This window comes from Pseudomonas sp. RIT-PI-a, assembly GCF_001187875.1.
Lineage (GTDB): Bacteria > Pseudomonadota > Gammaproteobacteria > Pseudomonadales > Pseudomonadaceae > Aquipseudomonas > Aquipseudomonas coleopterorum.
In genome coordinates, this window is record NZ_LGIR01000011.1 from 303,184 (window position 1) to 325,903 (window position 22,720).

Consider the following 22,720-nt stretch of genomic DNA (forward strand, 5'->3'; position numbering starts at 1 on the left):
AAAGTGCGGTGGCGAAAGGTCGCTCTCAAGCTGACGCCTGAATCAGGAAAAAGTTTGCGCCGGCACCGATGCGTTCAGTCCTGCAACCCCTTCACCAACGTGGCGAATGCATCGGCGGCGACGCTGCGATAGCCGTTCTTGCGCCGTAGCAAGGCCGCCGTGCGCCTGGGCAGCACCGGTCTGGTACGAAGCTCGTAGAGGTCGCGCTGCTCGCGCACGATGGCATCGGGCAGGATGGTCACCATGCGCCCCTGCTTGATCACCTTGAGCAATATGGCGATCGAATTGGCTTCCAGAGCAATGTTGGGCGTGAAGCGCTGTTTGCGGCACCAGGCATCCACCGAGATACGCGTGGCGAAGGCCGGGGCCAGCAGGGCGAAGCGCAGCGTCTGCAGATCGGCCAGGGTCAGCACCTTGTTCTGCTGACCGGGGTCCAGCGCCGAGCCTGCCGTGACCAGGCACAGCTTCTCCTCGAACAGGGGCTGCGCATCGATATCGGCGCCATGCTCGCCGGTGAAGCCGATGGCCACATCCAGCAGATCGCGGGCCAGGGCGTCGAGTATCTGTTCCAGCGACATTTCCGTAAGGCTGATCGCAACCCCTGGGTACCGTGCCGAGAAGCGGTCGATCAGCGGCGCTACCAGGTATTCGCTGAAAGTCGGCGTGACGCCCAGGCGCAATTGGCCGCGCGACAGATCGCTGACGTCCATCACCGCGCGCCGACCCGCCTCCAGCTCTCGCAGCGAGCGCCGCGCATGTTCCAGGTACACGCGACCGGCATCGGTGGGGACGATGCTGCGGCCACTGCGGTCGAACAAGGGCACGCCCATGCTCGATTCCAGTTGCTTTATCTGTTGCGACAACGCAGGTTGGGACACATGCAGGGCCTCGGCGGCGCGGGTGAAATTACCGTGATCGGCAACGGCCAGCAGGTAGCGGATATGACGTAGCAGCACGGATTCACCATAAGTTGGAATTATGGAAATGATCTGAAATGAGTCTTGGCCATTATGGTGGGTTTTGTTGATTCTGTGCCTCCAAGCGTTACACCTGACCTTGCGTTCCCATCCGGAGAATCGACCATGTCCCAGAGCAACGTTTCCAAGGCACCACGCCAGACCCTGACCGAGCGCGTCTTGCAGGCCAAGACCGCGAACAACCTGACCTGGGCGGGCCTGGCCGAAGGCACCGGGTTGAGCACGGTGTATGTGACCGCCGCGCTTTTGGGCCAGCATCCATTGCCTCAGGCAGTGGCCGAAGTGGTGGCTGAACGCCTGGGGCTGGACGCCGAGGCGGTAGTCGAACTGCAGACCATACCCCTACGCGGCAATGCCGAAGACGTGTCGAACGATCCGACCATCTATCGCTTCCACGAAATGGTCCAGGTCTATGGCACGACCCTGAAGGCGCTGGTGCACGAGCAATTCGGCGATGGCATCATCAGCGCGATCAATTTCAAGCTCGACATCAAGAAGGTCGAAGATCCAGAAGGCGGATCCCGCGCCGTGATCACCCTGGACGGCAAATTCCTGCCCTACAAACCTTTCTAGGAGCATCGACTCTAGGAGCATCGACATGAGCGAAGAGAAACGCCTGCCACTGCCGCCGTTCACCCTCGAAACCGCGATCCAGAAGGTGCGTGGCGCCGAGGATGGCTGGAACTCCCGCGATGCCGCCAAGGTGGCACTGGCGTATACCCAGGACACGTACTGGCGTAACCGCAGCGAGTTCATCGAAGGACGCGCCCAGGCCCAGGCGTTTCTCGAACGCAAATGGCGTAAAGAGCTGGACTATCGCCTGATCAAGGAACTGTGGGCCTTCGCCGACAACCGCATTGCCGTGCGCTACGCCTATGAGTGGCACGACGATTCGGGCAACTGGTTCCGCTCCTACGGCAACGAGAACTGGGAGTTTGCCGCCAACGGGCTCATGCAACGGCGTTTCGCTTGCATCAACGACCTGCCCATCGCCGAGTCCGAGCGCAAATACCACTGGCCCCTGGGCCGCCGCCCCGACGATCACCCAGGCTTGAGTGATCTGGGGCTTTGAGGAGGCGCTGACGGGGGGGGGCAGCGCCAACCGCTCAGACCAGTTTGGCGCGCGTTACTTCAGCCTGCTCACGGGCGGCCACGCGTGTGGCCGCTTCGGCGTCCACTGTGCGCAACGATTTGCCCCGAGTTTCTCGGGTCAGGCTGACGGCGATGATCGAGATCACCGCGGCGCCCACCAGGTAAAAGGCGATAGGCGTGGAGCTCTGGTATTTGTTGAGCAAGGTGATCGCGATCAGCGGAGCCAACGAACCGGCAAAAATCGGTGCCACTTGATAACACAGTGAAAGGGCGGTGTAGCGCACGTGGGTTGGGAACATCTCGGCCATCAGCGCCGAGTAGGGCGCATAGGTCATGGACTCGATGGCCAGCCCTAGCGTGATGGCTGCCATGATCAGCCAGTTGTTGCCGGTGTCCATCATCGGAAAGCCGACGAAGCCCCAGAACGCCGTCAATACCGCTCCGGTCAGGTACACCGGTTTGCGGCCGATCAGGTCGGACAGGTAACCCATCAGCGGAATCATGAAAAAGTGCAGCAAGTGTGCGCCGAACATCAGCAGCAGAATCTGCGACGTGTCCTTGTGCACCACCAGCTTGAGGTAGGTGATGGAGAAGGTCACCACCGTGTAGTACAGAATGTTCTCGGCAAACCGCGCGCCGATGCCCACCAACACGGAACGCCAATGGTGGCGCAGTACCTCGACTACACCCAGTTGTTCGGATTGAATCAACGCCTGCCGCGCCTGGGCTTCCTTGAAGATGGGCGCGTCGTCGACGCTGCTGCGGATCCAGTAGCCGATCAGCACGACGATGGCCGACAGCCAGAACGCCACACGCCAACCCCAGGCCAGGAACTGCTCTTCGGAAAGCCCGCTGGACAGCCCCAGCAAAGCGACCGTGGCGATCAGGTTGCCCGCCGGCACGCCTGCCTGCGGCCCGCTGGCCCAGAAACCGCGGCGGTTGTCGGGACAGTGCTCGGACACCAGCAGGATCGCTCCGCCCCACTCGCCGCCGAAGGCAAAACCCTGGATCAGGCGCAACAGCACCAGTAATACCGGCGCGGCGTAACCGATGGTGGCGAAACCTGGCAGGCAGCCCATCAGGAAAGTGGTGATGCCCACGACCACCAGACTCAGTTGCAGCAGCCGCTTGCGACCGAATTTGTCCCCGTAATGGCCGAACACCAGCCCGCCCAGTGGTCGCGCCAGAAAACCCACGGCATACAGCGCAAAAGCTGCGATGATGCCGTCGATGGGGCTGTCGGTCTGGCGAAAGAACAGCTGACCGAAGACCAGCGCCGACGCCGTGCCGTAGAGAAAGAACTCGTACCATTCAGCGACGGTGCCGGCCATGGCGGCCGCCACGACACGCTTGAGTCCCGCAGGGGTGGTCGCGGTGGAAGATGTGGACATGATCAGGCTTCCTGAGAGGGCGATGGCAGGTGGCCGGGCCTGGCGGATATGCCTGGCCCGGGCGTAACTCAGAGACCGACGTCGGGCAGGGTGGGGCGGTTGGCCAAGGCCTTGGCCATGATGCGCTCGACGAACAGGCGGTCTTCCTCCGGCAGGGCAAGGCGTGGCGGGCGGGTCAGGGCGCTGCCGCGGCCCATGATGGCTTCGCAGAGCTTGATGCATTGCACCAGGTCCGCACGGGCGTCCAGGTGCAGGATCGGCATCAGCCACTGGTAGATTTCCATGGCCTCGGCGAAACGTCCGGCCTTGGCCAGGCGGAAGATGGTTTCGCCTTCCTGCGGGAAGACGTTGGACATGCCCGACACCCAGCCTTCGGCGCCCACTGCGATGCTCTCCAGGACGACGTCATCGAGCCCGGCGAACAGCACGAAACGGTCGCCTACCTCGTTGCGCACGTCGATGAAGCGTCGGGTATCGCCAGACGAGTCCTTGAAGCACACCACGTTGTCGCAGTCGGCCAGAGAGATGAGGATCTCGGCAGTGACGTCGTTCTTGTAGATCGGCGGGTTGTTGTAGACCATCAGCGGCACGTCGGCATGCCTGGCCACGTAGCGAAAGTGCTCGGCGGTTTCGAAGGGTTTCGAGCCGTACACCAGCGCTGGCATCAACATGACGCCATCGACTCCGGCCTTGCGCACGGCGTTGGCCGTTTTCGCGGCAGCGACGCTGGTGAACTCGGCCACGCCGCAGATGACCGGTACTCGGCCACCGGAGGCGTCCACGGCCACCTCTGTAACCGCGATCTTTTCCTCGGCGGTCAGCGAGGTGTTTTCGCCCACCGAACCACAGACCACCAACCCGGACACGCCGTCGCGGATCACGTTGGAAATCACCTGGTGGGTCTTCTCCAGGTTGATGGAAAAGTCATCGTTGAATTGAGTGGTGACGGCCGGGAATACGCCACTCCAGTTAATGCGCTTGCTCATTAGAATGTCTCCAGGGATTAAGTATTTCGTATACGGTTTAAGTGAGCGGTATTGATGAAGCCGGTTGTTGCAAGTCAGCTATCGCCTGCTTGAGGCTATTTGACCGACTTCAAGAACGCAGCCGTTTCCGGCTGCAAGGGATTGCCAATGACCTGATCCGGGCTGCCGATCTCATGCACCAAGCCGTTGCGAAAGAAAGCGACACGATCGGATACATCACGGGCAAACCGAATCTCGTGGGTCACCAGCACCATGGTCATGCCGTCTTCGGCCAGCATGCGCATAGTGTCGAGCACCTCGCCGACCAACTGCGGATCGAGCGCCGAGGTGGCCTCGTCGAACAGCATGTAGTCCGGCGACATGGCCAGCGCCCGGGCAATCGCCATGCGCTGCTGCTGGCCACCCGACAGCTTGCCGGGAAAGGTGTTGAACTTGTCGCCCAGGCCAACATGGGTCAACTGCTGGACGGCCAGCGCCTCGGCCTGCTCTCGACTCTTGCCCAGCACCTTGCGCGGCGCCAGCATCACGTTCTCCAGCACCGTCAGGTGGGGAAACGCATTCCACTGCTGAAAGACGATGCCAATGCGTTGGCGCAGCCGGTTGAGATCGGTGCTGCGCTCATGAACCTCGACGCCATCGACCCGAATGCTGCCTTTCTGGATCGGTTCAAGGCCATTGATGCACATCAGCAGGGTGGACTTGCCCGAACCCGAGCCACCGATGATCGACACCACCTCACCCTTGCTCACCGTCAGGCTGACGCCCTTGATGACCTCCAGTTCGCCGAAGGATTTGTGTACGTTGTCGATCTCAATCATTTTCCTGCCACCTTCTTTCCAGACGAGCGCCCAGGCGTGCGACTACCAGGCTCATGACGTAATAGATGAGGCCGGCGATGCACAGCACCAGCAGCGGCTCCTGTATGCGCGTGACGATGGTCTGTGATGCGCGCAGCAGTTCGACGATGCCGATCCACATCACCAGTGCGGTGTCCTTCATGACCCCGAGCACCAGGTTGAGCCAGCCGGGGAAGGCCACTCGGGTGGCCATCGGCAGGACGATGTAGCGCAGGTCCTGCCAGTAGCTCAGGCCCAGCGAGCGGCTGGCGCGGCGCACTGACGGCGACACGGCCAGCACGCCACTGCGTACGATCTCAGTGAAGTACGCTGCGGCGTACACACCCAGCACCAGACAGCCGACGCTGAAGGCGCTGATGTTCAGCCCGGCAATGCTTTTGAACGAATTGAGCAGGACGAACTGAATCAGCAGCGGCACGCTGCGGAACACGTCCAGCACCCAGGCCAGCGGCAAGCTGGCGCGTGGCAGCAAAGCCCGCAGCAGGCCACACAGCAAACCGACGAACGAACCCAGCAGAATTGCCCAGAACGTCAGTTGCAGGGTGACCCAGGCGCCGTCGAGCATGTACACCAGGTCTGTCGCGGTGAGGCTGGTAGAGAACATGCGCCGCTCCTCAGTAGCGAAACAGGCGCCAGCTCGACAGTCGGGCGAGGCCGACGATCAGCTTGGCGATCAGGTAATAGAGCACCGCGGCCATGGCGAAATATTCGAAGGTGCGGAAGGTCTTGACGTTGTAGTCCTGGGTGACGCCAGTGAGGTCGTCGTTGAGACCGACCACAACACCCAGCGAGGTCATCAGGACCGCCCAGACCATCTGATTGCTGAGCGGGTAGAACACCACGCGCAGCAATTGCGGCACGATGATCATCCGGTATGCCTGGAACGCGCTCATGCCCAGCGACCGTGCAGCGCGCATCTGCGTCTCGGGCACTGCCTTGAGGCCGCCGCGAAAGTTTTCCGCCAGGTAGCCGGCGTTGTTGAAGGTGATACCGGCCAGCAGGGCCAGCCACGAGCTGACGTGCAGGCCCATCGAGCCCAGGCCGAAGTAAAGGATGTAGATCTGGAACAGCGATGGGGTATTGCGTGCGATCGACACCCAGCCGTCGCCGAAGCCGCGCAGCACCGGGTGGGTGCCGGCGCGCATCACCGTCAAGAGCAAGGCGATGAGCACACCGAAGACCATCGACAGCGCCGCGGTTTCGAATGTCACCCAGGCGCCCTGCAACATGTCGGGCAAGGCGCGCCACGCAGCCCGCCACTGAAAGGTGTAATCAAACATGGTCTGCAGGCTCCGCGAGAGAAATGGGCGACAGCCAGGCCGGTGGTCGACCGCTGCGGGTACCGCTGCACGCGCTGTCGACACACGCGCCCAGGCTGTCGAAGTGAACGCGTCGCCCGACCAGACCCGGTGCGTAATGGGCGTACTTGCCCGAGTTGGTCATCAGGCTGCGGCAGTCCACGGGAACTACCGGTTCACCGAGCATGCACCAGCAGGTGTCGGTGATCAGCGTCGCACCGAAGGCTTCGAGCCCGGCCAGGTGACCTGCCGCGCGGGCCTGTTCCAGCACCGCCCGGCCACAGGTGATGGCCAGCACCACTCCCGGGTGCTTGCGTCGGCCTTGGCAGAGGGCGGCCAGGCGGGCGAATTCGCTCAGGGAGAAATGTGGATTGCCCAGAGAGATCATCCGCACCTGCGTGTCCCGAGCGGTATTGAGTTCCTTCCAGCTTGCGAGGAGATCCTGTGGCGTGATCGACACGCAGGGCAGTGCCTCCGATAACCCGCTCGAGAGTTCCGGGTCCAGGGCTTCGCGGGTGACCCCGGCGATGTGGAACATCGGTGCGGCGCTGGTGGTGGCGAAGGCGGCGCCGAACGCTTTCAGGTCATCCAGGTCAGGATGCTGCTGATGCAGACCGCTGATCCACGGAATACGGCTGCCGCACAGGCCGCCGATGTGATAGCCGAGCAACGGGTAGACGCTGTCATCGGCTCCAGCCAGGGGCGGCACCTGGATCTGCAGTTGCGGCTGGCGCCGCTCCGGGAGGTGGCAGCCGATCAACGGCGCTCGGCCGGTCAGGGCGATACAGATGTCGAGGTAGTCGGGGTATTTCAAGGTACGTGCGCCGAGCACGCTGTTGGCGTACACCACGGCGTTGGACTCGGCCCACACCACGTGCTCGCCAAGGCTCGGCGCGCTGTCGAGAAGATAGGGCGCGCAGGTGAAGCTCAGTCGCGCGCCCATGGCCATGTACGCATCGCCCAGCGCGCTCGCGGGCTCGCCAAGGGCCGGGTCGATGCCCAGTTCGCGCCAGCGGCGCTGGTCTACCGAGATGGCGTTCAACGTGGTGGGTACCTGCACCCGGGCACCCCATTGCACCAACCGTTCGGCGAAACGCAGGCTGGCGGGACCGGTGTAGATGCACCCATCGATATGCGCCTGGGTAATGTCGATCAGTTCCCGAGCGCCCTGCAGGCGCGCCATGCGCAGGACGATCTGCATCGCCACCTGGGCTGCCTTGCCGTGGGCGCCGTCGAGCAGTTCCTGGTCGCGGCGGCTCAGTTCGATGGCGCCGTCGGCTGTATCGTTTTCGTTTTCGTTTTCGCTTTCGGCTTCGTGAGGCAGCCAAGCGTCATTTGGCGCTTGGCTGTAGAGGCTCAACGATGCGCCGTCGACTCGCGCCCATGGCTGACCGCGCAGCGTGTCGAAGGCGTGTTGTCCCACGCACAGCACGGGCAGAGAGCGGCCGAAGAAGTGCTGCGCCACTAGCACTCCCAAGGTCAGAATCTCATCGGGTTCAGCCAGCACCAATGCTGCCGGTCCATGGGCGTTGCTGATCAGCTCCATCATGACGCTGCTGCCGGTGCAGGAACCACGACTGCCCGGAATCGCCAGAACCCGGCCCGCGACGCTCTGGCCACTGAGCGGATGGTGCCGATCGATGACCTCGCCGCTGGAGGGATCGACCCCGCCCCAGAAGCTCAGGCCGGTGTCGGCGAACAGCAGGGCGCCCTGCGCGCTGCCATCGATCAGGCAGCGGCCACTGACGATACCGGGCATTGTCTTCATCTCAGTAGTAGACGTTGGGTACGGTGAGTGAGGTGGGCGCGATCTCGGTACCGACCCATTTCACGAACAACTCGTTGTAGCGGCCGCTGCGCACTTGCTGGTTGACGAACAGGTTGAGGTAGTTGAGCAGCCCGTACTCGGTGCGCTTGGCGCCCAGGGACACGTAATCGATCACGTACGGTGCGTTGCCGGCGACCTTGAGGTTCTTGTATTTACCCGACTTCAGGGTTGCGGCAGCCACCGTGTTGGTGACCACGGTGGCCTGGATGTGGCCTTGGGCGACGGCCAGGATGGTGTCGTTCTGCGACTGGTAGGCGCGGAAGCTGCCGCTGCCCCAGCTTTTCACATCCTTCTCCAGGGCGATGGCCTCATAGGTGCCGCTGGTGTTGCCCAGCGCCTTGCCTTTGAGGTCTTCGAAGCTGTTGATGCCGGTGTCGTCGCGGGTCAGCACCACCATCTGGAACGCGAAGTAGGGCACGCTGAGACCGACTGTCTTGGCACGCTCAAGGGTGTCCGAAGTGGAAGCGACGATAACGTCGGCACGTCCTGAGACCAATGCAGGAATCCGATCCGGGAAGGGCGTTTCGACGACTTCGGCATCCACGCCCAGTACCTTCGCCAGGTCATTGCAGTAGTCGACGTCGAACCCTGCAGGTTTGTTGGCACTGTCGCGGAAACCCATGGGCGGGAAGTCCAGCGTCACCGCGCAGCGCAGTTTGCCGGAGCCGATGATGTCGTCCAGTTTGTCAGCCTGGGCGTTTGCCATGAAAGCGGTACTGAGCGCGGCGGCAAAGGCGACGGCAAAAGCAGATTTTTTCATGGAAGCCTCGACGTTTAAGTGATCGCTGGGATTTATGGAATTTCGTATACGATATTTCAAATGCAACAGGCGTGCCCATTTCGGATACAGTCCCGCTGAAGCCGCGACAGTGCTCGTTCAGCGGCGAATCACGCTTTTGTGCAGGTGCAGTTACGAGGTGTTAACAAGAGAGAGGTGTTACATAAGGGAGCATCGCAAGGCCGCACTGCCCGCTAACGGAACATCAGCGGTGGCTGTCGCGATACAGACTCGGGGACAGGTGGGTCAGGGCGCGGAACTGTCGGCTGAAGGCACTGTGGTCGGTGTAGCCGCAGCGCAGGGCGATGTCGGTGATCGGCAGGTCCTCATCGCGCAGCAGACGCGAGGCTTCTTCCAGACGCGCCTTGTGAATGAGCTGGCGCGGCGTGAGCTGGAAGATCCGTTTGCAGTGACGCTCGAGCTGTGCGACCGACAGCCCGGCGATTGCGGTCAGCTCCGCGAGGCTGATCGGACGGTGGTAGTGGGCACGGATGTGCGCATCGACCGCCGCCACTTTCTGGAAGGCCGGATGGTTGGATTGCGGCAGTTGCAGGTCGCGGGAGATGCCCGCCAGGCCAACGATCCGGCCCTGTTCATTGTGCAGGGCGATCTTGTGGGTCAGGCACCACACCGGCTGGTTGCCGAAATAGAGGTGCAATTCCAACTGGTTGGCCAGCGCGCGGCCGCTGCCCAGCACCTTGCGGTCCTGTTCGGTGTAGAGCGACCCGAAGCGCGCCGGGAACACCTGCTCCGCAGTCAACCCCAGCAGTTGCTGGCCGGTCCTGAAGCCGCAACGCTGCACCAGGGTCGTGTTGACGAAGGCGTAGCGGGCGGCGTCGTCCTTGATGAAGAACACCACATCGGCTAACGCATCGAGCAGTGGCGCCAACGGTTGCAGGCTGACCAGCAGGTCGGGCAGGTGGCAGGGACTGGCAGGAACGAGGGCGGCGAGCATGGCGTCAGGCTCCGGAAAGGACGCTCGGAGCATAGTGCCCCCTGCCTGCTGCGCAAAGCGCTGGCGATGGGATCAAGTAGGCGGGTGGTCGTCGATGCAGAGCAAGGTCGCTATCCGGGCTGGGCTGAACGGCGGGCGGGGTGTGGACGGCTGCCAGCCGAACAGCTGCGCGGTGGCAGCACCACACACCCGGCCCTGGCAGGCGCCCATCCCGCAGCGGGTGGCCAGCTTGGCCTCGCGCCAGGAGCCGTATGGTTGAACGGCCGCGTAGGGCACGTCTTCACAGCGGCAGACCAGTGTGTCCGGTTCGCACAGGGTGGCGAGCGCCGGCCTCAGGGTAAATGCACGGTTCAGCACGGCGGCGAAGCCCTGCCAATGGCTGCGTTTCGACCAAAGCCGTGCGGCTGTAGCCTGATCGCCCACCGCAGCGTGCCCAGCGATGCTGCCTTCGACCGAAGCCAACTCGCTGCCGCCGAAACCCGTGCATTCGCCGGCGGCGAAATGGTCGGCCAGGCTACTCGCCTGCCAGCCATCGACGGCAATAGTTCCGGCCTGCAACGCACAGCCCAGGGCCTCCCCCAACTGCGTGTTGGGTACCAGGCCGAAGCCACAGGCCAGGCGCTCACACGGTATTTCCACGATTCGCCCCCGTTGCATCAGGCGCACGCCTTCGAGCCGTTCGCTGCCGAGCGCGGCCAGTACGTAGCTGTCGGTGCGATACACCGCTGAGCCGAGTTGCAGCGCTTGCAGCGCCTTGTGCGGCCAGCGTGGCAACTGCGCTGCGAAGCGCGCGACAGCGCCGGGGCTGGCCTGCTCGGCGATGCGGATCACCCGAGCGCCCTGTTTTTGCGCGGTGTGGGCGCTGGCCAGCAGCAACGGACCGCTGCCCGCGACAACCACACGCTCGCCCGCGATGGGCAGGCCGCCCTTGACCAGAGCCTGCAAGCCTCCCGCGCCGGTCACGCCGGGCAGCGTCCAGCCGGGGAAGGGCAGCAACAGCTCACGGGCGCCGGTACACAGGATCAGCTTGGCATAGTCGATGATCCAGCCGCGCTCCTCGTTCTCCACCAGCAAGCGGTAGGGCGCGGGCCGGGCAATCACTCGGGTGGCGGTGTGGACCTGCACATTGCCATATCCCTGCAAACGCTCGCGCAGTCGAATCACCTGAGTCGGCAACGCGGCGTGGGGCCCGTCGCGCCAGATTTGCCCACCGGGGGCCGGATTGTCGTCGAGCAGCACGATGCGAGCCCCGCTGGGCGCCGCTGCCAGTGCCGCATGGAGGCCAGCGGGGCCAGCACCGATGATCAGGACCTCGGCGTGTTCGTTCATCATGAGGTGTGCACCTGCATGCCGTCGCGGCAGTGCGTCTGGCACGCCAGGCGCCGGGAACCGTCGATGGTGACCCGGCACTCCTGGCAGATGCCCATGCCGCACAGGGGCGCACGCCGCTGGCCGCCGACCGAGGTCCGCATGCAGCCGTCACCGGCGATCGCCAGCGCGGCTGCGACACTGGTGCCGGCAGCCACACGCAGTGTGCGGCCATTCACGGTCAATTCAGGCATGGGCACGTGCTCCGAGAAAACGCTGTGGCAGGTACGGTGCTGCGGCCAGCGGCAGCGATTCGTCGAACAGTTGCGCCACCAGCAGGTCGGCGGTCGCCGGCGCGGTCGTCACTCCCAAGCCTTCATGACCCACCGCCAGCCACAGGCCCGGACGCTGTGGATGCTCACCCACCAAGGGCAAGCCGTCCGGGCTGGCCGCGCGAAAACCGGTCCAGGCACGAATCACGTTCATGTCGTTCAGGGCAGGGACATACTCGGCCGCGCGCCTGAGCATTTTGGCGAGCATCCAGCCTTCGACATCAGGCTCGGTAGTGCCGAATTGTCGCGAAGCACCGATGAACAATTGCCCGGTCGGGCGCGGCTGGATGTTGCAGGCCGTAGACGGGCCGCTGGCGGTGTGGGCGCTGGTGACGTAGCCCAGCTCCACCAGCGTGTGGGTAATCTGCGCAGGGTAGCGGTCGGTGATCGCCAGATGACCTTTCTTGGCCTGGACGGGCAACTCGGGGCACAGCTCGGTGGCCTGGATGCCATTGGCCAACAGCACCAGATCGGCGCTCAGCCATTGACCGTCGGCCAGGCGCACACGGTGGCCGTCCACCTCGATGACCGTGGCGCGTTGCTGACGAATCAAGGGATGGTCGAGCATCCACTGCGCGGTCGCCGGTGCATACACGATACCGTCGCCCTTGATCAACAGACCGCCTTCCAAGCCCTCGCGCAACAGCGGCTCACGCGCGCGCAGGGCGGTTGCGCCAAGGATTTCGCACGCCTCGCCATGCTCGCGCAGCACCTTGAGCTTGTGCTCGGCAACGGCCATTTCCTCATCGTTCGCAGCCAGCCAGAGGGTGCCGTTGCTGCGGTACGCACAGCCCTGCGGCAGCGCAGAGGCCATCTCGCGCCAGCGCCTGAGCGAGTATTGGCTCAGCGCCAGTTCGGCGGCGTTGTCGTCGAGCACCAGCAGGTGACCCATGCCGGCCGCCGTAGCGCCGGGCTGGCCGGCGTCCAGCACCTGAACGTTCAGGCCGCGTTTGGCGAGCGCCTGGGCGCAGGCGGCGCCGACGATGCCCGCGCCGATCACGATGGCGTCCGCCACGGCCTGGGTGCTCACAGGCGAATGCCCCAGGCGAAAGGGTCGTTACCGTGCAAGATCAGCGTGGCTTCGGCACTCACATACGCCTGCCCACGAATGGTCGGCACCACCCGCCCATCGGCGCTCGGCTCCAGCGGCTCGTAGGACCCTTCGAACGTGCTGCCGATGACACTGGCCTGACGCCAGATCTGGCCAGGCTGCAGCTTGCCGTCGGCCGCCAGGCAAGCCAGTTTGGCGCTGGTCCCCGTGCCACAGGGCGAGCGATCGTAGGCCTTGCCGGGGCACAGCACGAAGTTGCGGCTGTCGGCGTCATCGTCTTCGGCGAACAATTCGATGTGGTCGATCAGGCCGCCGTCTTCACCGCGTATGCCTTGATCCTCAAGTGCCTGCTGCACGGCGATGGTGTAGGCAGTCAGGGCTTCGAGGTTGTCCCCGGCAACCGCCAGCCCATGCTCGGCCACCAGAAAGAACCAGTTACCACCCCAGGCGATGTCGCCGATGACTGTGCCGATACCCGGCACCTGCAGCGCTACGTCCTTGCGGTAGCGATAGGCGGGCACGTTGCGCACGCTGACCGAGCCGTCTTCATGCAATGTCGCCTGAACGGTACCCACCGGGGTTTCGATGGCATGCACGCCAGGGCCGATCCGGCCCAGATACGCCAGCGAGGCGATCAGCCCGATGGTGCCGTGGCCGCACATGCCCAAATAGCCGGTGTTATTGAAGAAGATCACCCCTGCGCAGGCGTTGGGGTCCACTGGTGTGCACAACAGCGCACCTACCAGCACATCGCTGCCGCGCGGCTCCAGCACGCAGGCGGCCCGCCAGGCATCGTGCCGTTCGGCCAGCAGTTGCCTGCGCTCGGCCATGGTGCCCGTGCCAAGATCCGGGAAACCCTCGATCACCAGACGCGTGGGCTCACCCCCGGTATGCGAGTCGATCACTTCAATGCGGTTCATCGGGCCACCTGTCGAGTTGGTTCAGTGAACCTTAGGGTGGCGCAGATGAAGCCGTCGGGCTTGAGCGATTTAGCGCATGCCGATGACGAATTCGGCACAGTGTCCGATGCGAAGGATGGCTACCAGCCGACGCGCTCAGCGCGCGCTCGGCAGGTGCTCGAAGAGGGTCTGGCAGACCCCGGCAATGTGTTCGTCGAGCAGGCGCACGGCACGTTCGACATCGCCCTCGCGGCATGCCTGGAGGATCTCCCGGTGCTCGTGGTCTGCGCGATCCTTACCGGCCGACAAGCTCATCTGCATGCGCAGGTAACGTTCCAGCTTGTCGTTGACCGAGCGAATCAGGCCCACCAGGAACGGACGCTGGGCGGGCTCGTACAGGCAGACATGCAGCTCCCAGTTCAGCTCTGCCCAGCGACCCACGTCGTCTTCACCGATGAACTCGCGGCAGATGCTCTCGGCGCGGGCAAAGGTCGCCTCGGTCATGTTCGGGATGGCCAGGCGCAGCACTTTGTCTTCCAGCAGCATGCGCACCTCGAACAACTGCGCCAGCTCGGCGTCCGACAACCGCGTGACCATCGCCCCGCGATTGCGCTGGAACATCACCAGGCCTTCGGCTTCCAGACGCTTGAGCGCTTCGCGAACCGGGATCTTGCTGACATTGAACTGGCGCGCGATGTCGTCCTGCCGGATCGGTTCGTCCTCGGCAAAATGCCCGGCGACGATCGCGTCGCGCAGGTGCCGGGTGATGATCTCCGAGGTCGAGGGGGAGTTGCCGAGGTCCGGCGCGTTGAGTTTGGTCTGGGCCACGTCACTGGGTCATTCGAAGGATTGAGCGTATAGGGTATACGCTTTTTCCCCGCTTGAATCGGCATCCATCGGCCTAGCGCACCAAGCCCTGGCGCAACCGGCGCCGGCGCAGCTTCACCAGGATGTTTATCAGCAACGCACCAAAGCCTAGGCATACCGCTTCCACGCTCGCCCGTTGCCAGTCGCCGACGCGTGCGTAGTGCCACAACGCCTGGCCTGTGGTCCATTGGTTGAGCAGCGGCAGGCACAGACACAACAGCGCGGTCAGGCCCAGTTGCTCGGTCCATGCCCGCAGGCGTGGCCGACACAGTGCGTGCAGCAAGGTCGCCGCCCAGATCAGCACAAAGGCGCGTATCTCCCATTGGGCACGGCCCGGCAACTCGAGCGGCAGCAGGCGGTTGGCGTAGAAGTAACCACAGCACGCCATCCCGATGCCGACGCTGCATGCCACGTTGAAGGCCTCGACGCAGTGGTAGAAGCGTCGCGTGGCGTCGCCAAATTCGCGCTGGCCCTTGATCCGTCGCTTGATCGAGAACAGCACGGTGCCCGCCACCATCATCGATGTACCCAGCAGGCCGCTGGCGAAGTACACCCAGCGCAGTGCCCAACTGCCGAAGTCGGCGAAGTGCAGGGAGCGCACCACGCCTTCGATCCGGGAGCCCAGGGACACGCTGGCCGGGTCTGGCCGCCGGACCTGCAGCACGTCACCGCTGGCTGCGTCGAACAGCACGCTGGCTAGGGGCGTGAACAGGTGGTCCGCAGGCTGCCCCGGGTCCGCACGGCCGATGATGCGTACGCTCGCATTGGCAGCGCCGGGCGCGTTTACCAGCAGCATCTGCGCCGGTTGCCCGGTGAGCGTGCGGGCCTGGTCCAGAAGCGCTGCCCAGCCCGGCTCAGCGCCGGTCGGCTGCGCCACGGAGCGGACCACGGTCGGTTCGGCGGCGAGCTCGGCGGTGAAGCGTGCGTAGGCGCCATCGTCCGAACCGTACACCGCTTGCACGGGCCAGGGCATGTAGCTGCTGGCGAAGATGCACAGCCCGGTGTAGGCGATCATCAGCAGGAACGGCAGCGTCAGTACGGCCGCGGCGTTGTGCGCATCGAGCCAGGCGCGCGGGCCGGTACCGGGCCGGAAGGTAAAGAAGTCGGCGAAGATGCGCCGGTGGATGATCACGCCGGAGACCAGCGCCACCAGAAAGCCAACGGTCAGTGCGCCGACGATCCAGAACCCCAGCACCGGCAGTTGCAGCATGTAGTGGAACGACATGAAATGCCGGCCCCCTTCGGTCTGGCGCAGCGCCGCCGGCGGTAACGGTGTGCCGGTCGCAGGATCGAGGGCGATCTGCCGGGTGCCGCTGCCGTCCCGCCAGAGCAGGCGCACCGCTTCACCCGGATGCGCCGGCAGCTGCACCCGCCACAGCCGTGCGCCCGAGGCATGTGTGGCAAGGTAGCGCTGCGCCTGGGATGCGGCCAGCCCTTCGTTCACCCAAGCGCCAGCGTCGGACGTGGCGATTGGCTGCGCCTCCATCCAGCGCGTGATGGGTTCGCGGAACACGCTCAACGAACCGGTGAGGAAGATCACGCACAGCACCCAGCCGCACACCAGGCCACACCAGGTGTGCAGCCACGCCATCGACCGGCGCAGCGTGCCCTTCACTGCAATGCGTCCTGCACCGATGCGATCAGAAATCGCCTCGCAAGGTCAGCATGTAGCTGCGCGGCTCGCCGAACACGTTCGAACGGTCGACCGCCACTGCGGTGGTGTAGTAGCGCTTGTCGAACAGGTTCTCGGCGTTGAGTTGCACCCGCCAGTGATCGTCCAGTTTCCAGGCCACGCGGGCATCCCAGATGGCGTAGCCCTGGCTGCCGAAGTCCAGCCCGGTGGTCGACGATGCCTTGTAGTAGGACTGCGCCGAAACACCGCCGCCCACGGTCAGCCGGTCCCAGGTTCCGGGCGGGTTGTAGCTGGTCTGCAGGCGCAGCATGTGCTTGGGCGTCTCGTAGGCAACTTCGACATCCTCGGTGTTGTTGCGCAGCAGATTGAAGGTGTAGCCGCCGAACACTTGCCAGCCCGGCAGGATCTCGCCGCTGGCCTCCAGGTCGATGCCCTTGCTGCGCTTGATGGTGCCATTGACGTAGCAGGTGCCCTCGGAGTCGTTGCTGGTGCAGTTGGTGTTGGCCAGGTCCACCAGGGCGACGTCGGTCTGCTTGATGTAGAACAGCGCCATCGACAGGTTCAGGCGGTTGTCGAACAGGGCGCCTTTGATGCCGGTCTCGTAGTTGTCACCCTCTGACGGGGAGAGCGGCGTGCCGCGGGTGTCGACGTAGTTGCCTTGGGCGTTGAAGATTTCCGCGTAGCTGGCGTACCACGACCAGTCATCGTTGATGTCGTAGATCAGCCCAGCGTAGGGCGTGACCTTGCGCGTCACCTTGGACTCGTAGGGCAGGGCGGCGCCGCGCTTGATGTCGTAGGTGTAGTCGTACCAGCTCGCGCGGCCGCCGAGCACCAGGCTCAGCGGCTCGCTCAGGCGCAGCCGGGAGTTGGCGTACAGGCCCGCACGCTCCTCGGTCATGTCGATGTCCGTGGTCCAGGCCGGCCGGGCGGGCTTGGCGATGGCATGGTGATCCACGTCGAAGATGTTCAGTGGCTGGTTGCGCAGGCTGGCGGTGGCCTGCTGGGTATTGGCTTCCTGGCGCGACCAGGTGCCGCCGACGGTGATGTCGTGGGTCAGGCCGAAGGCATCGAAGTTGCCGCTGACATGGCTGTCCAGCCCGGTGCTGGTGACTTCGTCCTGGCGGAACAGCGCCGCCTGGAACACCGAGCCGGTATTGGTCACCGGGCTGATGGCGCGCCGCGCGTAGGCGATCTGCTGATCGAAGCTGCCTTGGGACACGGTCACCGAGGTGGTGCTCGACCAGCGCTCGTTGAAGCGATGTTCGATTTCGGCGAATGCCTCGCTCATCTCGCTTTCGTGCCGGTTCCAGTCCTGCACCAGGGAGGTGGAGCGGGAGATGTCCAGCGCATTGCCGTTGCTGTAGCGCGGCAGGCCGTAGATCGAATAGCCGTTGATGACGTTCTGCTGATGACGCAGGCTCAGGCTCACCGTGGTGTCGGGGTCGAGATCGGCCTCGATGATGCCGTACACCAGCGGCGTGCGCGTGTTGCGCTCGTCCAGATAGGAACCGTTGTCTTCGTAGGCAGTGACCAGCCGGCCGCGTACATTGCCGGCATCGTTGAGCTTGCCGCTGGCGTCCAGGTCCATGCGGTAACGGTCCCAGGATCCCGCACTGGCTTGCACCGTCAGCCGCGGTTCGGCGGTCGGGCGCTTGCGCACCAGATTCACCGCACCACCCGGCTCGCCGGCCCCCACCAACAGACCGCTCGCGCCGCGCAGGACCTCGACGCGATCGTAGATGGCGGTGTCGGGCTTCATCCAGCCGGTGATCTGGTAACCCTGACCGGGAACGCCGTCGACCAGAAAGCTTTCCGCTAGCAGGGAGAACCCGCGAGAGGTGTACACGTGGCCGCCGAAGTTGCGGTACTGGAAGGTGATGCCCGGAGTCTGTTCGAGCACTTTGTCCAGGCTGGTGAGCTTCTTGTCGTCCATCAACTGACGGGTCACCACGCTGACGGTCTGCGGGGTTTCCTTCAGGCTCAGATTGAGCTTGGCGGCGGTACTGCTGCTGCCGGTGGTGTAGGAACCAGTGCCATCGGTGGTGCTGCCCAGATCGTTCATGGCATTGACGGTGGTGGCGCCCAGGGCCATGGCCGGGTCATCGCGGGCGGGCAGTTTCTGCAGCACCAGGGTGCGCTCGTCCAGCAGTTGCCAGGTGAAGCCGCTGCCGCGCAGCAGGATTTCCATGGCCTGGCCGAGGGTGTACCGGCCCTTCAAGGCAGGAGCACGCAGGTTGGCCACGTCCGCCGAGTTGAAGATCAACCGCACGTTGGCCTGGTCCGCCAACCGGGTCAATGCCTGGTCCAGCGACTGCTCGACCGATTGCAGGTCCAGCGCCGTGCCGGCTTCGGCCGCTTGTGCCGAAAGTGAAAGCGTCGGCAAGCCGGTCGTCATGGCCAGCATCAGCGCCAGGGTCAGGGTGCGACTGGCAGCGGGAGCGAAGTGCGGAAAACGTGCCTGCATCTGAAACGTCCGTTATCGAATGGAGATGAAATGCCCGGGAATCAGGGTTCTCTCTCCAACGACGACCGAGCAGGCCAAACCTTGCCGTCCAGATTGAAATTATTTTCATTATCATCCGCCATTCTGATGATAAGGGTTCTCAATTGGGATAGGATGCGGCCCTCAACTGCCGGGGCCGTGCGAATGTCCGTGTCACCCAATTCCAACCCTTTGCTGATGGTCTTTCAGGAGCACTATGCCGACCTGCTGGCCTTTCTGGCGCGGCGCCTGGGGAATGTGGAGAAGGCGGCCGACGTGGCCCAGGACACCTACGTGCGCCTGGCGGGGTTGGCAGACACGGCGCAGATTCTCGAACCTCGCGCGTTCGTGTTCCGCGTCGCGGGCAATCTGGCCATCGACCGCCTGCGCCAGGAACGGCGCTATTGCGCGTTGCAGGTCGAGGAGCCGGACGAGGAGCCCTGCGATCCCATCGCCTCGCCGGAGCGCACGTTCCTGGCTGCCGAGGCCATCGAGCAACTCGACCATGCCCTGCAGCATTTGCCCAGCAACGCCCGCCTGGCGTTGCTGCTCAGCCGTCTCGAAGGCCTGACCCACGCGCAGATCGCCCTGCGCCTCGGGGTCTCGGAAAGCTCGGTGGGCAAGTACCTGGTGCTCGCCATGCGCCATTGCCGCGATTGGCTTCGTCAGTCGGAGTGCCTCTAGAATGCACGCAACCGACTTCCTTCCGGCGGCGCCTGCGAGCCCATCACCATGACCGAACCCTTGAACCGCGTCCCTTGCGCCACTGACCTGGAAGACCAGGCCATCGAGCAGTGGGTGCACCTGACGTCCGGCCAGGCCAGTGATGCCGATCGCCACGCTTTCGCCCGTTGGCGTGGGCAGAGTGCGGGCCATGAAGCCGCAGCACGGCTGGCCGAAACGATGTGGCAGGCACTGCCACAGACCCACACAGCGCAAACCTTCGTCGCCCCACCCAGGCGCGAGCGACGGCCGCTGCGCTGGGCGGCATTGGCCGCCGGGCTGGGCGCGCTGGCGTTGACCGGCTTGAGCGAGCCGGCCAAGGTCTATTTCGCCGACTACGCCACGGCGGTCGGGGAACGCCGGGCGTTGACCCTGGAAGACGGCAGCCAGGTCTGGTTGAACAGCGGCTCGGCCTTGTCGGTGAATTACTCGGCAGCGCGTCGAGAGATCAGCCTGCTCAAGGGCGAGGCGTTGTTCGAAGTCAGCAAGGATGCCATGCGGCCGTTCGTGGTTCAGGCCTCGGGCGGCAGCGTGCAGGCGGTGGGCACTCGTTTCGATGTCGATCGCCAGGGTGAACAGGTGCGTGTGGGGGTAACGGAAGGAGAAGTGAGGGTCTCGTCCGGCGGCGCCGTGGTGCCGTTGAAGGCCGCTCAGCGCCTGGCGTACACCGCTGGCGCGACACCGTCGGCGACAGGCGTTCTGGACCTGGGTACGGCGTCGGCGTGGCAGCGCGGCAAGCTGATCTTCAATCGGCAGCCGCTGGCCGAGGTATTCGCTGACATCGAACGTTACCTGCCGGGCTCACTGGTCATCGCCGGTCGCTTGCCCAGCACAGCGGTGAGCGGTGTGTTCAACCTGGACGATGTTCCCGGCATGCTCGATATGCTTGCCCGCACTCAGCCGGTACGGATCTATCGAATGCCTTGGCTGACCGTGGTGGTGGTGAATCAGACGCGTGCGTGAACGGAGTCGAAAACAGGATAGGCGGGGGAGGGGAGGCAGGGGACTACAGAGGGAACGCTAGGGCGCGGGGGCCCTAGCAGACAGCGAATGTCACTTTTTCTTCTTCGCAGGCTTTTCAGCTTTTTCCACTTTGTCGGACTTCTTGGCTTTCTCAGCCTTTTCCGGCTTGCTGTCAGCTTTCTTTGCGGTTTTCTTGGGCTCGGCGTCTTTCTTCTTGTCTTTTTTCTCCTTGTCGGAGGACTTCGAAAGCGCTGAGGCTGCGGCAGATTTCTTTTCCGGTGACGACTTTTTGTCCTTCAATTCCTTGCTGGCTTTCGAAGCGTCACTTTTGGTTTTCTTTTCGTCTTTAGCCACGTTGACCACCTCTCGGAGAGTGCCGATATTGACACAATGCCTGTGGGAATATTCACAGGCTGATCATTAGGTGAATGGGCGGAAACGCAGTTCAAAATTTTTTTGCAATCTGCGCAGGTGCGCTGACAATCCTGCCGGGATCGTCAGCGCACGCGGGCTCAGCAGGGCTGGGCCACCACGTTGTTGCTGACCTTGCGGCCCAACACCAGCACCGTCGCAAAACCTGCGCCGACCAAGGCTGTGGCCAGGCTCAGCAGCACCGAGCTGCCCAGCTGGTCGACGATCTGCCCACCGAAGAACGATCCCAGCGCAATGATCACCTGAAACAGCGCAACGAATAGCGGCATGCCGCGCTCGACGTCCTTGGGTGCGACCACGAACATCCAGATGCTGGAGCAGGCCGGGAACGCGCCGAAGGCAAAACCCCACAGAGCGATCAGCATCGCGGCACCGACAAGGCCGGTCGCGAAATGCGGGAACAGGGCCGTGCTGGTGCCGATCATCAGCGCCACCAGCAGCAAGGTGTAGCGCACGTTGCGGTTGGCGGCGAAGCCGGCGAACACGTTGCCCAGCACCCCGGCCATGCCATAGAGCAGCAACAGCGAGCCAATGGTCGGCCCGTCGAAACCGGCACTTTGCTTGAAGAACGGGGCGACATAGGTGTACGCGGCAAAGTGCGCCAGACCGATCAGCAGCACGGCGATCAAACCCACCCGCGCCTGGGGATTGGTGAACAGGGCCGGCAGGTCGCTGACCCGAATGGCGCGGTCCGGGTGCAGCGGTGGCAGCAGGAAGATCTGCGCCAGCAGCACCGGCACACCCACCAGCGCGGTCACCAGAAAGGTCATGCGCCAGCCCATCAAGCCGCTGAGCCAGGTGCCCACGGGCACGCCCAGCACCGTGGCCAGGGTCACGCCCATCATGATGATCGACGTGGCCTTGGCCACACCGACACCCCTGGGTGCCAGGCGACCGCTCAACGCAATGGCGGTGGCCCAGAAGCCGCCGATGCTGACTCCCAGCAATACCCGGCCGAACAACAGCACGTTGAAGTCATTGGCGAAGGAGACGATGCAGTTGGCGATGATCATGATCAGCGTCAGGCCGGTCAGCAGGTAGCGGCGGTCCATGGCACCGATGCCCACCGACAGCAACGGCGCGGCCAGGGCGGCCATGATGCCGGGCAGGGTGACCATCAGGCCCGCCTGCCCGGCACTGATGCCCAGGTCGCTGGCGACATCGTTGAGCACGCCCACGGGCAGGAATTCGCTGGTCACCAAGGCGAAGGCGCCCACGGCTACCGAAAGAATGGCCAGCCACTGCTGCTTGACGCTCTGCGAATTGGGTTCGGAAAGGCCTGGGGCGGCCAGATGGGGACTTGGCATGGGAATGGATTCCAAGGAGACAGTCGCCTGTGAGCAGGCGGAGGTAACGGGGGGATTGGCGGCGAGTATAAGGCAGGGTTGCGACCATCACCGAGGCGTGAGCCTTGATAGTCATCATTAGCGCGATCGATTCAGCGGGGCAGGCAGCGAGCCCTTTTGGTCGCGAAGTGGCCTGCCTACACGCGTTCACTTATCCAGCCGCTCGATCCGTCCGAAGATCCAGCACATCATTCTCCCCACGAACCGAGCGACGGGCCCCAACCCAGTCAGTCCCGTCCATTACGCTCCAAAGACCGATCACGCTTGCCCTGGCGATACTGCCAGTGGCTGTGCGCGATGTGTCCAGCGGTACTTACCACGATCAGCGCGACAATGACGTACAACGCGATCAATCCAGTGCTTTCGTGGGAAAACATAATGGTCAACTCCTGTCAGTTCATGATGTTTACCCCTGGAGTCTAGGGCGGAAAAGCGGGGTCGAGGATGAACATATCTTCACTGCGGGGCACCAATGCCGCGCGGCCCAATGCCCGCGGGGGTTGAAGCTGAAACCTTTCATCT

At 63.9% G+C, this 22,720-nt stretch carries 23 protein-coding genes; 4 read left to right on the forward strand and 19 right to left on the reverse strand.

Going from position 1 to position 22,720, the window contains the following annotated elements:
• Positions 1-74 precede the first annotated feature (74 nt).
• Positions 75-956: a transcriptional regulator CynR gene (cynR, locus tag AC788_RS03680; RefSeq protein ID WP_049859257.1), complete on the reverse strand. Its 882-nt coding sequence runs from the start codon at positions 954-956 to the stop codon at positions 75-77.
• A gap of 126 nt (positions 957-1,082) precedes the next feature.
• On the opposite strand from cynR, the gene cynS reads away from it, so the two are divergent.
• Together cynS and AC788_RS03690 are read left to right on the forward strand one after the other, a co-directional pair.
• The gene (cynS, locus tag AC788_RS03685; protein ID WP_049859258.1) at positions 1,083-1,550 is read left to right on the forward strand and encodes a cyanase; all 468 of its coding nucleotides are present in this window, start codon (positions 1,083-1,085) and stop codon (positions 1,548-1,550) included.
• Positions 1,551-1,575: 25 nt separating this feature from the next.
• The gene (locus tag AC788_RS03690) at positions 1,576-2,049 is read left to right on the forward strand and encodes a nuclear transport factor 2 family protein (RefSeq protein ID WP_049859259.1); all 474 of its coding nucleotides are present in this window, start codon (positions 1,576-1,578) and stop codon (positions 2,047-2,049) included.
• A 34-nt stretch (positions 2,050-2,083) separates the two neighbouring features.
• On the opposite strand, the gene abaF is transcribed toward AC788_RS03690, so the two are convergent.
• The 15 genes from abaF to AC788_RS03765 form a co-directional block, all read right to left on the reverse strand.
• Positions 2,084-3,460 (reverse strand): fosfomycin efflux MFS transporter AbaF, encoded by a 1,377-nt coding sequence (gene abaF, locus AC788_RS03695; protein ID WP_049859260.1) that lies wholly within the window; start codon positions 3,458-3,460, stop codon positions 2,084-2,086.
• A 68-nt stretch (positions 3,461-3,528) separates the two neighbouring features.
• On the reverse strand, positions 3,529-4,446 hold the full coding sequence (locus AC788_RS03700; protein WP_049859261.1) for a dihydrodipicolinate synthase family protein: 918 nt from the start codon (positions 4,444-4,446) through the stop codon (positions 3,529-3,531).
• Positions 4,447-4,541: 95 nt separating this feature from the next.
• Positions 4,542-5,264 (reverse strand): amino acid ABC transporter ATP-binding protein, encoded by a 723-nt coding sequence (locus tag AC788_RS03705; protein WP_049859262.1) that lies wholly within the window; start codon positions 5,262-5,264, stop codon positions 4,542-4,544.
• A complete protein-coding gene (locus tag AC788_RS03710) occupies positions 5,257-5,907 on the reverse strand; it encodes an amino acid ABC transporter permease (protein ID WP_049859263.1) in 651 nt (216 codons plus the stop codon). Before AC788_RS03710 ends, AC788_RS03705 begins: the two co-directional genes overlap by 8 nt.
• A gap of 10 nt (positions 5,908-5,917) precedes the next feature.
• Entirely contained in the window at positions 5,918-6,583 is a 666-nt protein-coding gene (locus tag AC788_RS03715; RefSeq protein WP_049859264.1) for an amino acid ABC transporter permease, read from the reverse strand.
• Positions 6,576-8,360 (reverse strand): cis-3-hydroxy-L-proline dehydratase, encoded by a 1,785-nt coding sequence (gene lhpI / locus AC788_RS03720; RefSeq protein ID WP_049859265.1) that lies wholly within the window; start codon positions 8,358-8,360, stop codon positions 6,576-6,578. Before lhpI ends, AC788_RS03715 begins: the two co-directional genes overlap by 8 nt.
• Positions 8,361-8,370: 10 nt before the next feature.
• On the reverse strand, positions 8,371-9,189 hold the full coding sequence (locus tag AC788_RS03725; protein WP_049859266.1) for an ABC transporter substrate-binding protein: 819 nt from the start codon (positions 9,187-9,189) through the stop codon (positions 8,371-8,373).
• A gap of 223 nt (positions 9,190-9,412) precedes the next feature.
• Complete coding sequence (locus AC788_RS03730) at positions 9,413-10,162, reverse strand: AraC family transcriptional regulator (protein WP_049859267.1); 750 nt, start codon at positions 10,160-10,162, stop codon at positions 9,413-9,415.
• A gap of 72 nt (positions 10,163-10,234) precedes the next feature.
• Entirely contained in the window at positions 10,235-11,491 is a 1,257-nt protein-coding gene (locus tag AC788_RS03735) for an NAD(P)/FAD-dependent oxidoreductase (RefSeq protein ID WP_049859791.1), read from the reverse strand.
• Positions 11,491-11,724 carry a (2Fe-2S)-binding protein gene (locus tag AC788_RS03740; RefSeq protein WP_049859268.1) on the reverse strand — a complete coding sequence of 78 codons (234 nt, stop codon included), beginning with the start codon at positions 11,722-11,724 and terminating at the stop codon, positions 11,491-11,493. The genes AC788_RS03735 and AC788_RS03740 overlap by 1 nt, the downstream gene beginning before the upstream one ends.
• Positions 11,717-12,832: an NAD(P)/FAD-dependent oxidoreductase gene (locus AC788_RS03745; protein WP_049859269.1), complete on the reverse strand. Its 1,116-nt coding sequence runs from the start codon at positions 12,830-12,832 to the stop codon at positions 11,717-11,719. Before AC788_RS03745 ends, AC788_RS03740 begins: the two co-directional genes overlap by 8 nt.
• Positions 12,829-13,773, reverse strand: coding sequence for a 4-hydroxyproline epimerase (locus tag AC788_RS03750; RefSeq protein ID WP_049859270.1), 945 nt, complete (start codon positions 13,771-13,773; stop codon positions 12,829-12,831). The genes AC788_RS03745 and AC788_RS03750 overlap by 4 nt, the downstream gene beginning before the upstream one ends.
• Positions 13,774-13,908: 135 nt before the next feature.
• Positions 13,909-14,580 carry a GntR family transcriptional regulator gene (locus tag AC788_RS03755; RefSeq protein ID WP_049859271.1) on the reverse strand — a complete coding sequence of 224 codons (672 nt, stop codon included), beginning with the start codon at positions 14,578-14,580 and terminating at the stop codon, positions 13,909-13,911.
• A gap of 73 nt (positions 14,581-14,653) precedes the next feature.
• Complete coding sequence (locus tag AC788_RS03760) at positions 14,654-16,234, reverse strand: PepSY-associated TM helix domain-containing protein (protein WP_049859272.1); 1,581 nt, start codon at positions 16,232-16,234, stop codon at positions 14,654-14,656.
• A gap of 25 nt (positions 16,235-16,259) precedes the next feature.
• Entirely contained in the window at positions 16,260-18,716 is a 2,457-nt protein-coding gene (locus tag AC788_RS03765; protein ID WP_082223557.1) for a TonB-dependent siderophore receptor, read from the reverse strand.
• A 183-nt stretch (positions 18,717-18,899) separates the two neighbouring features.
• Here AC788_RS03765 and AC788_RS03770 point away from each other — a divergent pair, with 183 nt between their 5' ends.
• The gene (locus AC788_RS03770; RefSeq protein ID WP_049859273.1) at positions 18,900-19,418 is read left to right on the forward strand and encodes a sigma-70 family RNA polymerase sigma factor; all 519 of its coding nucleotides are present in this window, start codon (positions 18,900-18,902) and stop codon (positions 19,416-19,418) included.
• Positions 19,419-19,466: 48 nt separating this feature from the next.
• Positions 19,467-20,420 (forward strand): FecR family protein, encoded by a 954-nt coding sequence (locus tag AC788_RS03775; RefSeq protein ID WP_236690455.1) that lies wholly within the window; start codon positions 19,467-19,469, stop codon positions 20,418-20,420.
• Positions 20,421-20,510: 90 nt separating this feature from the next.
• On the opposite strand, the gene AC788_RS03780 is transcribed toward AC788_RS03775, so the two are convergent.
• The 3 genes from AC788_RS03780 to AC788_RS21715 all read right to left on the reverse strand — a co-directional run bounded on the left by AC788_RS03780 (position 20,511) and on the right by AC788_RS21715 (position 22,575).
• Positions 20,511-20,783, reverse strand: a complete 273-nt coding sequence (locus AC788_RS03780; RefSeq protein WP_049859274.1) for a hypothetical protein — start codon at positions 20,781-20,783, stop codon at positions 20,511-20,513.
• A gap of 149 nt (positions 20,784-20,932) precedes the next feature.
• Positions 20,933-22,159, reverse strand: a complete 1,227-nt coding sequence (locus tag AC788_RS03785; protein ID WP_049859275.1) for an MFS transporter — start codon at positions 22,157-22,159, stop codon at positions 20,933-20,935.
• A 266-nt stretch (positions 22,160-22,425) separates the two neighbouring features.
• Positions 22,426-22,575 carry a hypothetical protein gene (locus AC788_RS21715; protein WP_161804282.1) on the reverse strand — a complete coding sequence of 50 codons (150 nt, stop codon included), beginning with the start codon at positions 22,573-22,575 and terminating at the stop codon, positions 22,426-22,428.
• Positions 22,576-22,720: the final 145 nt, after the last annotated feature.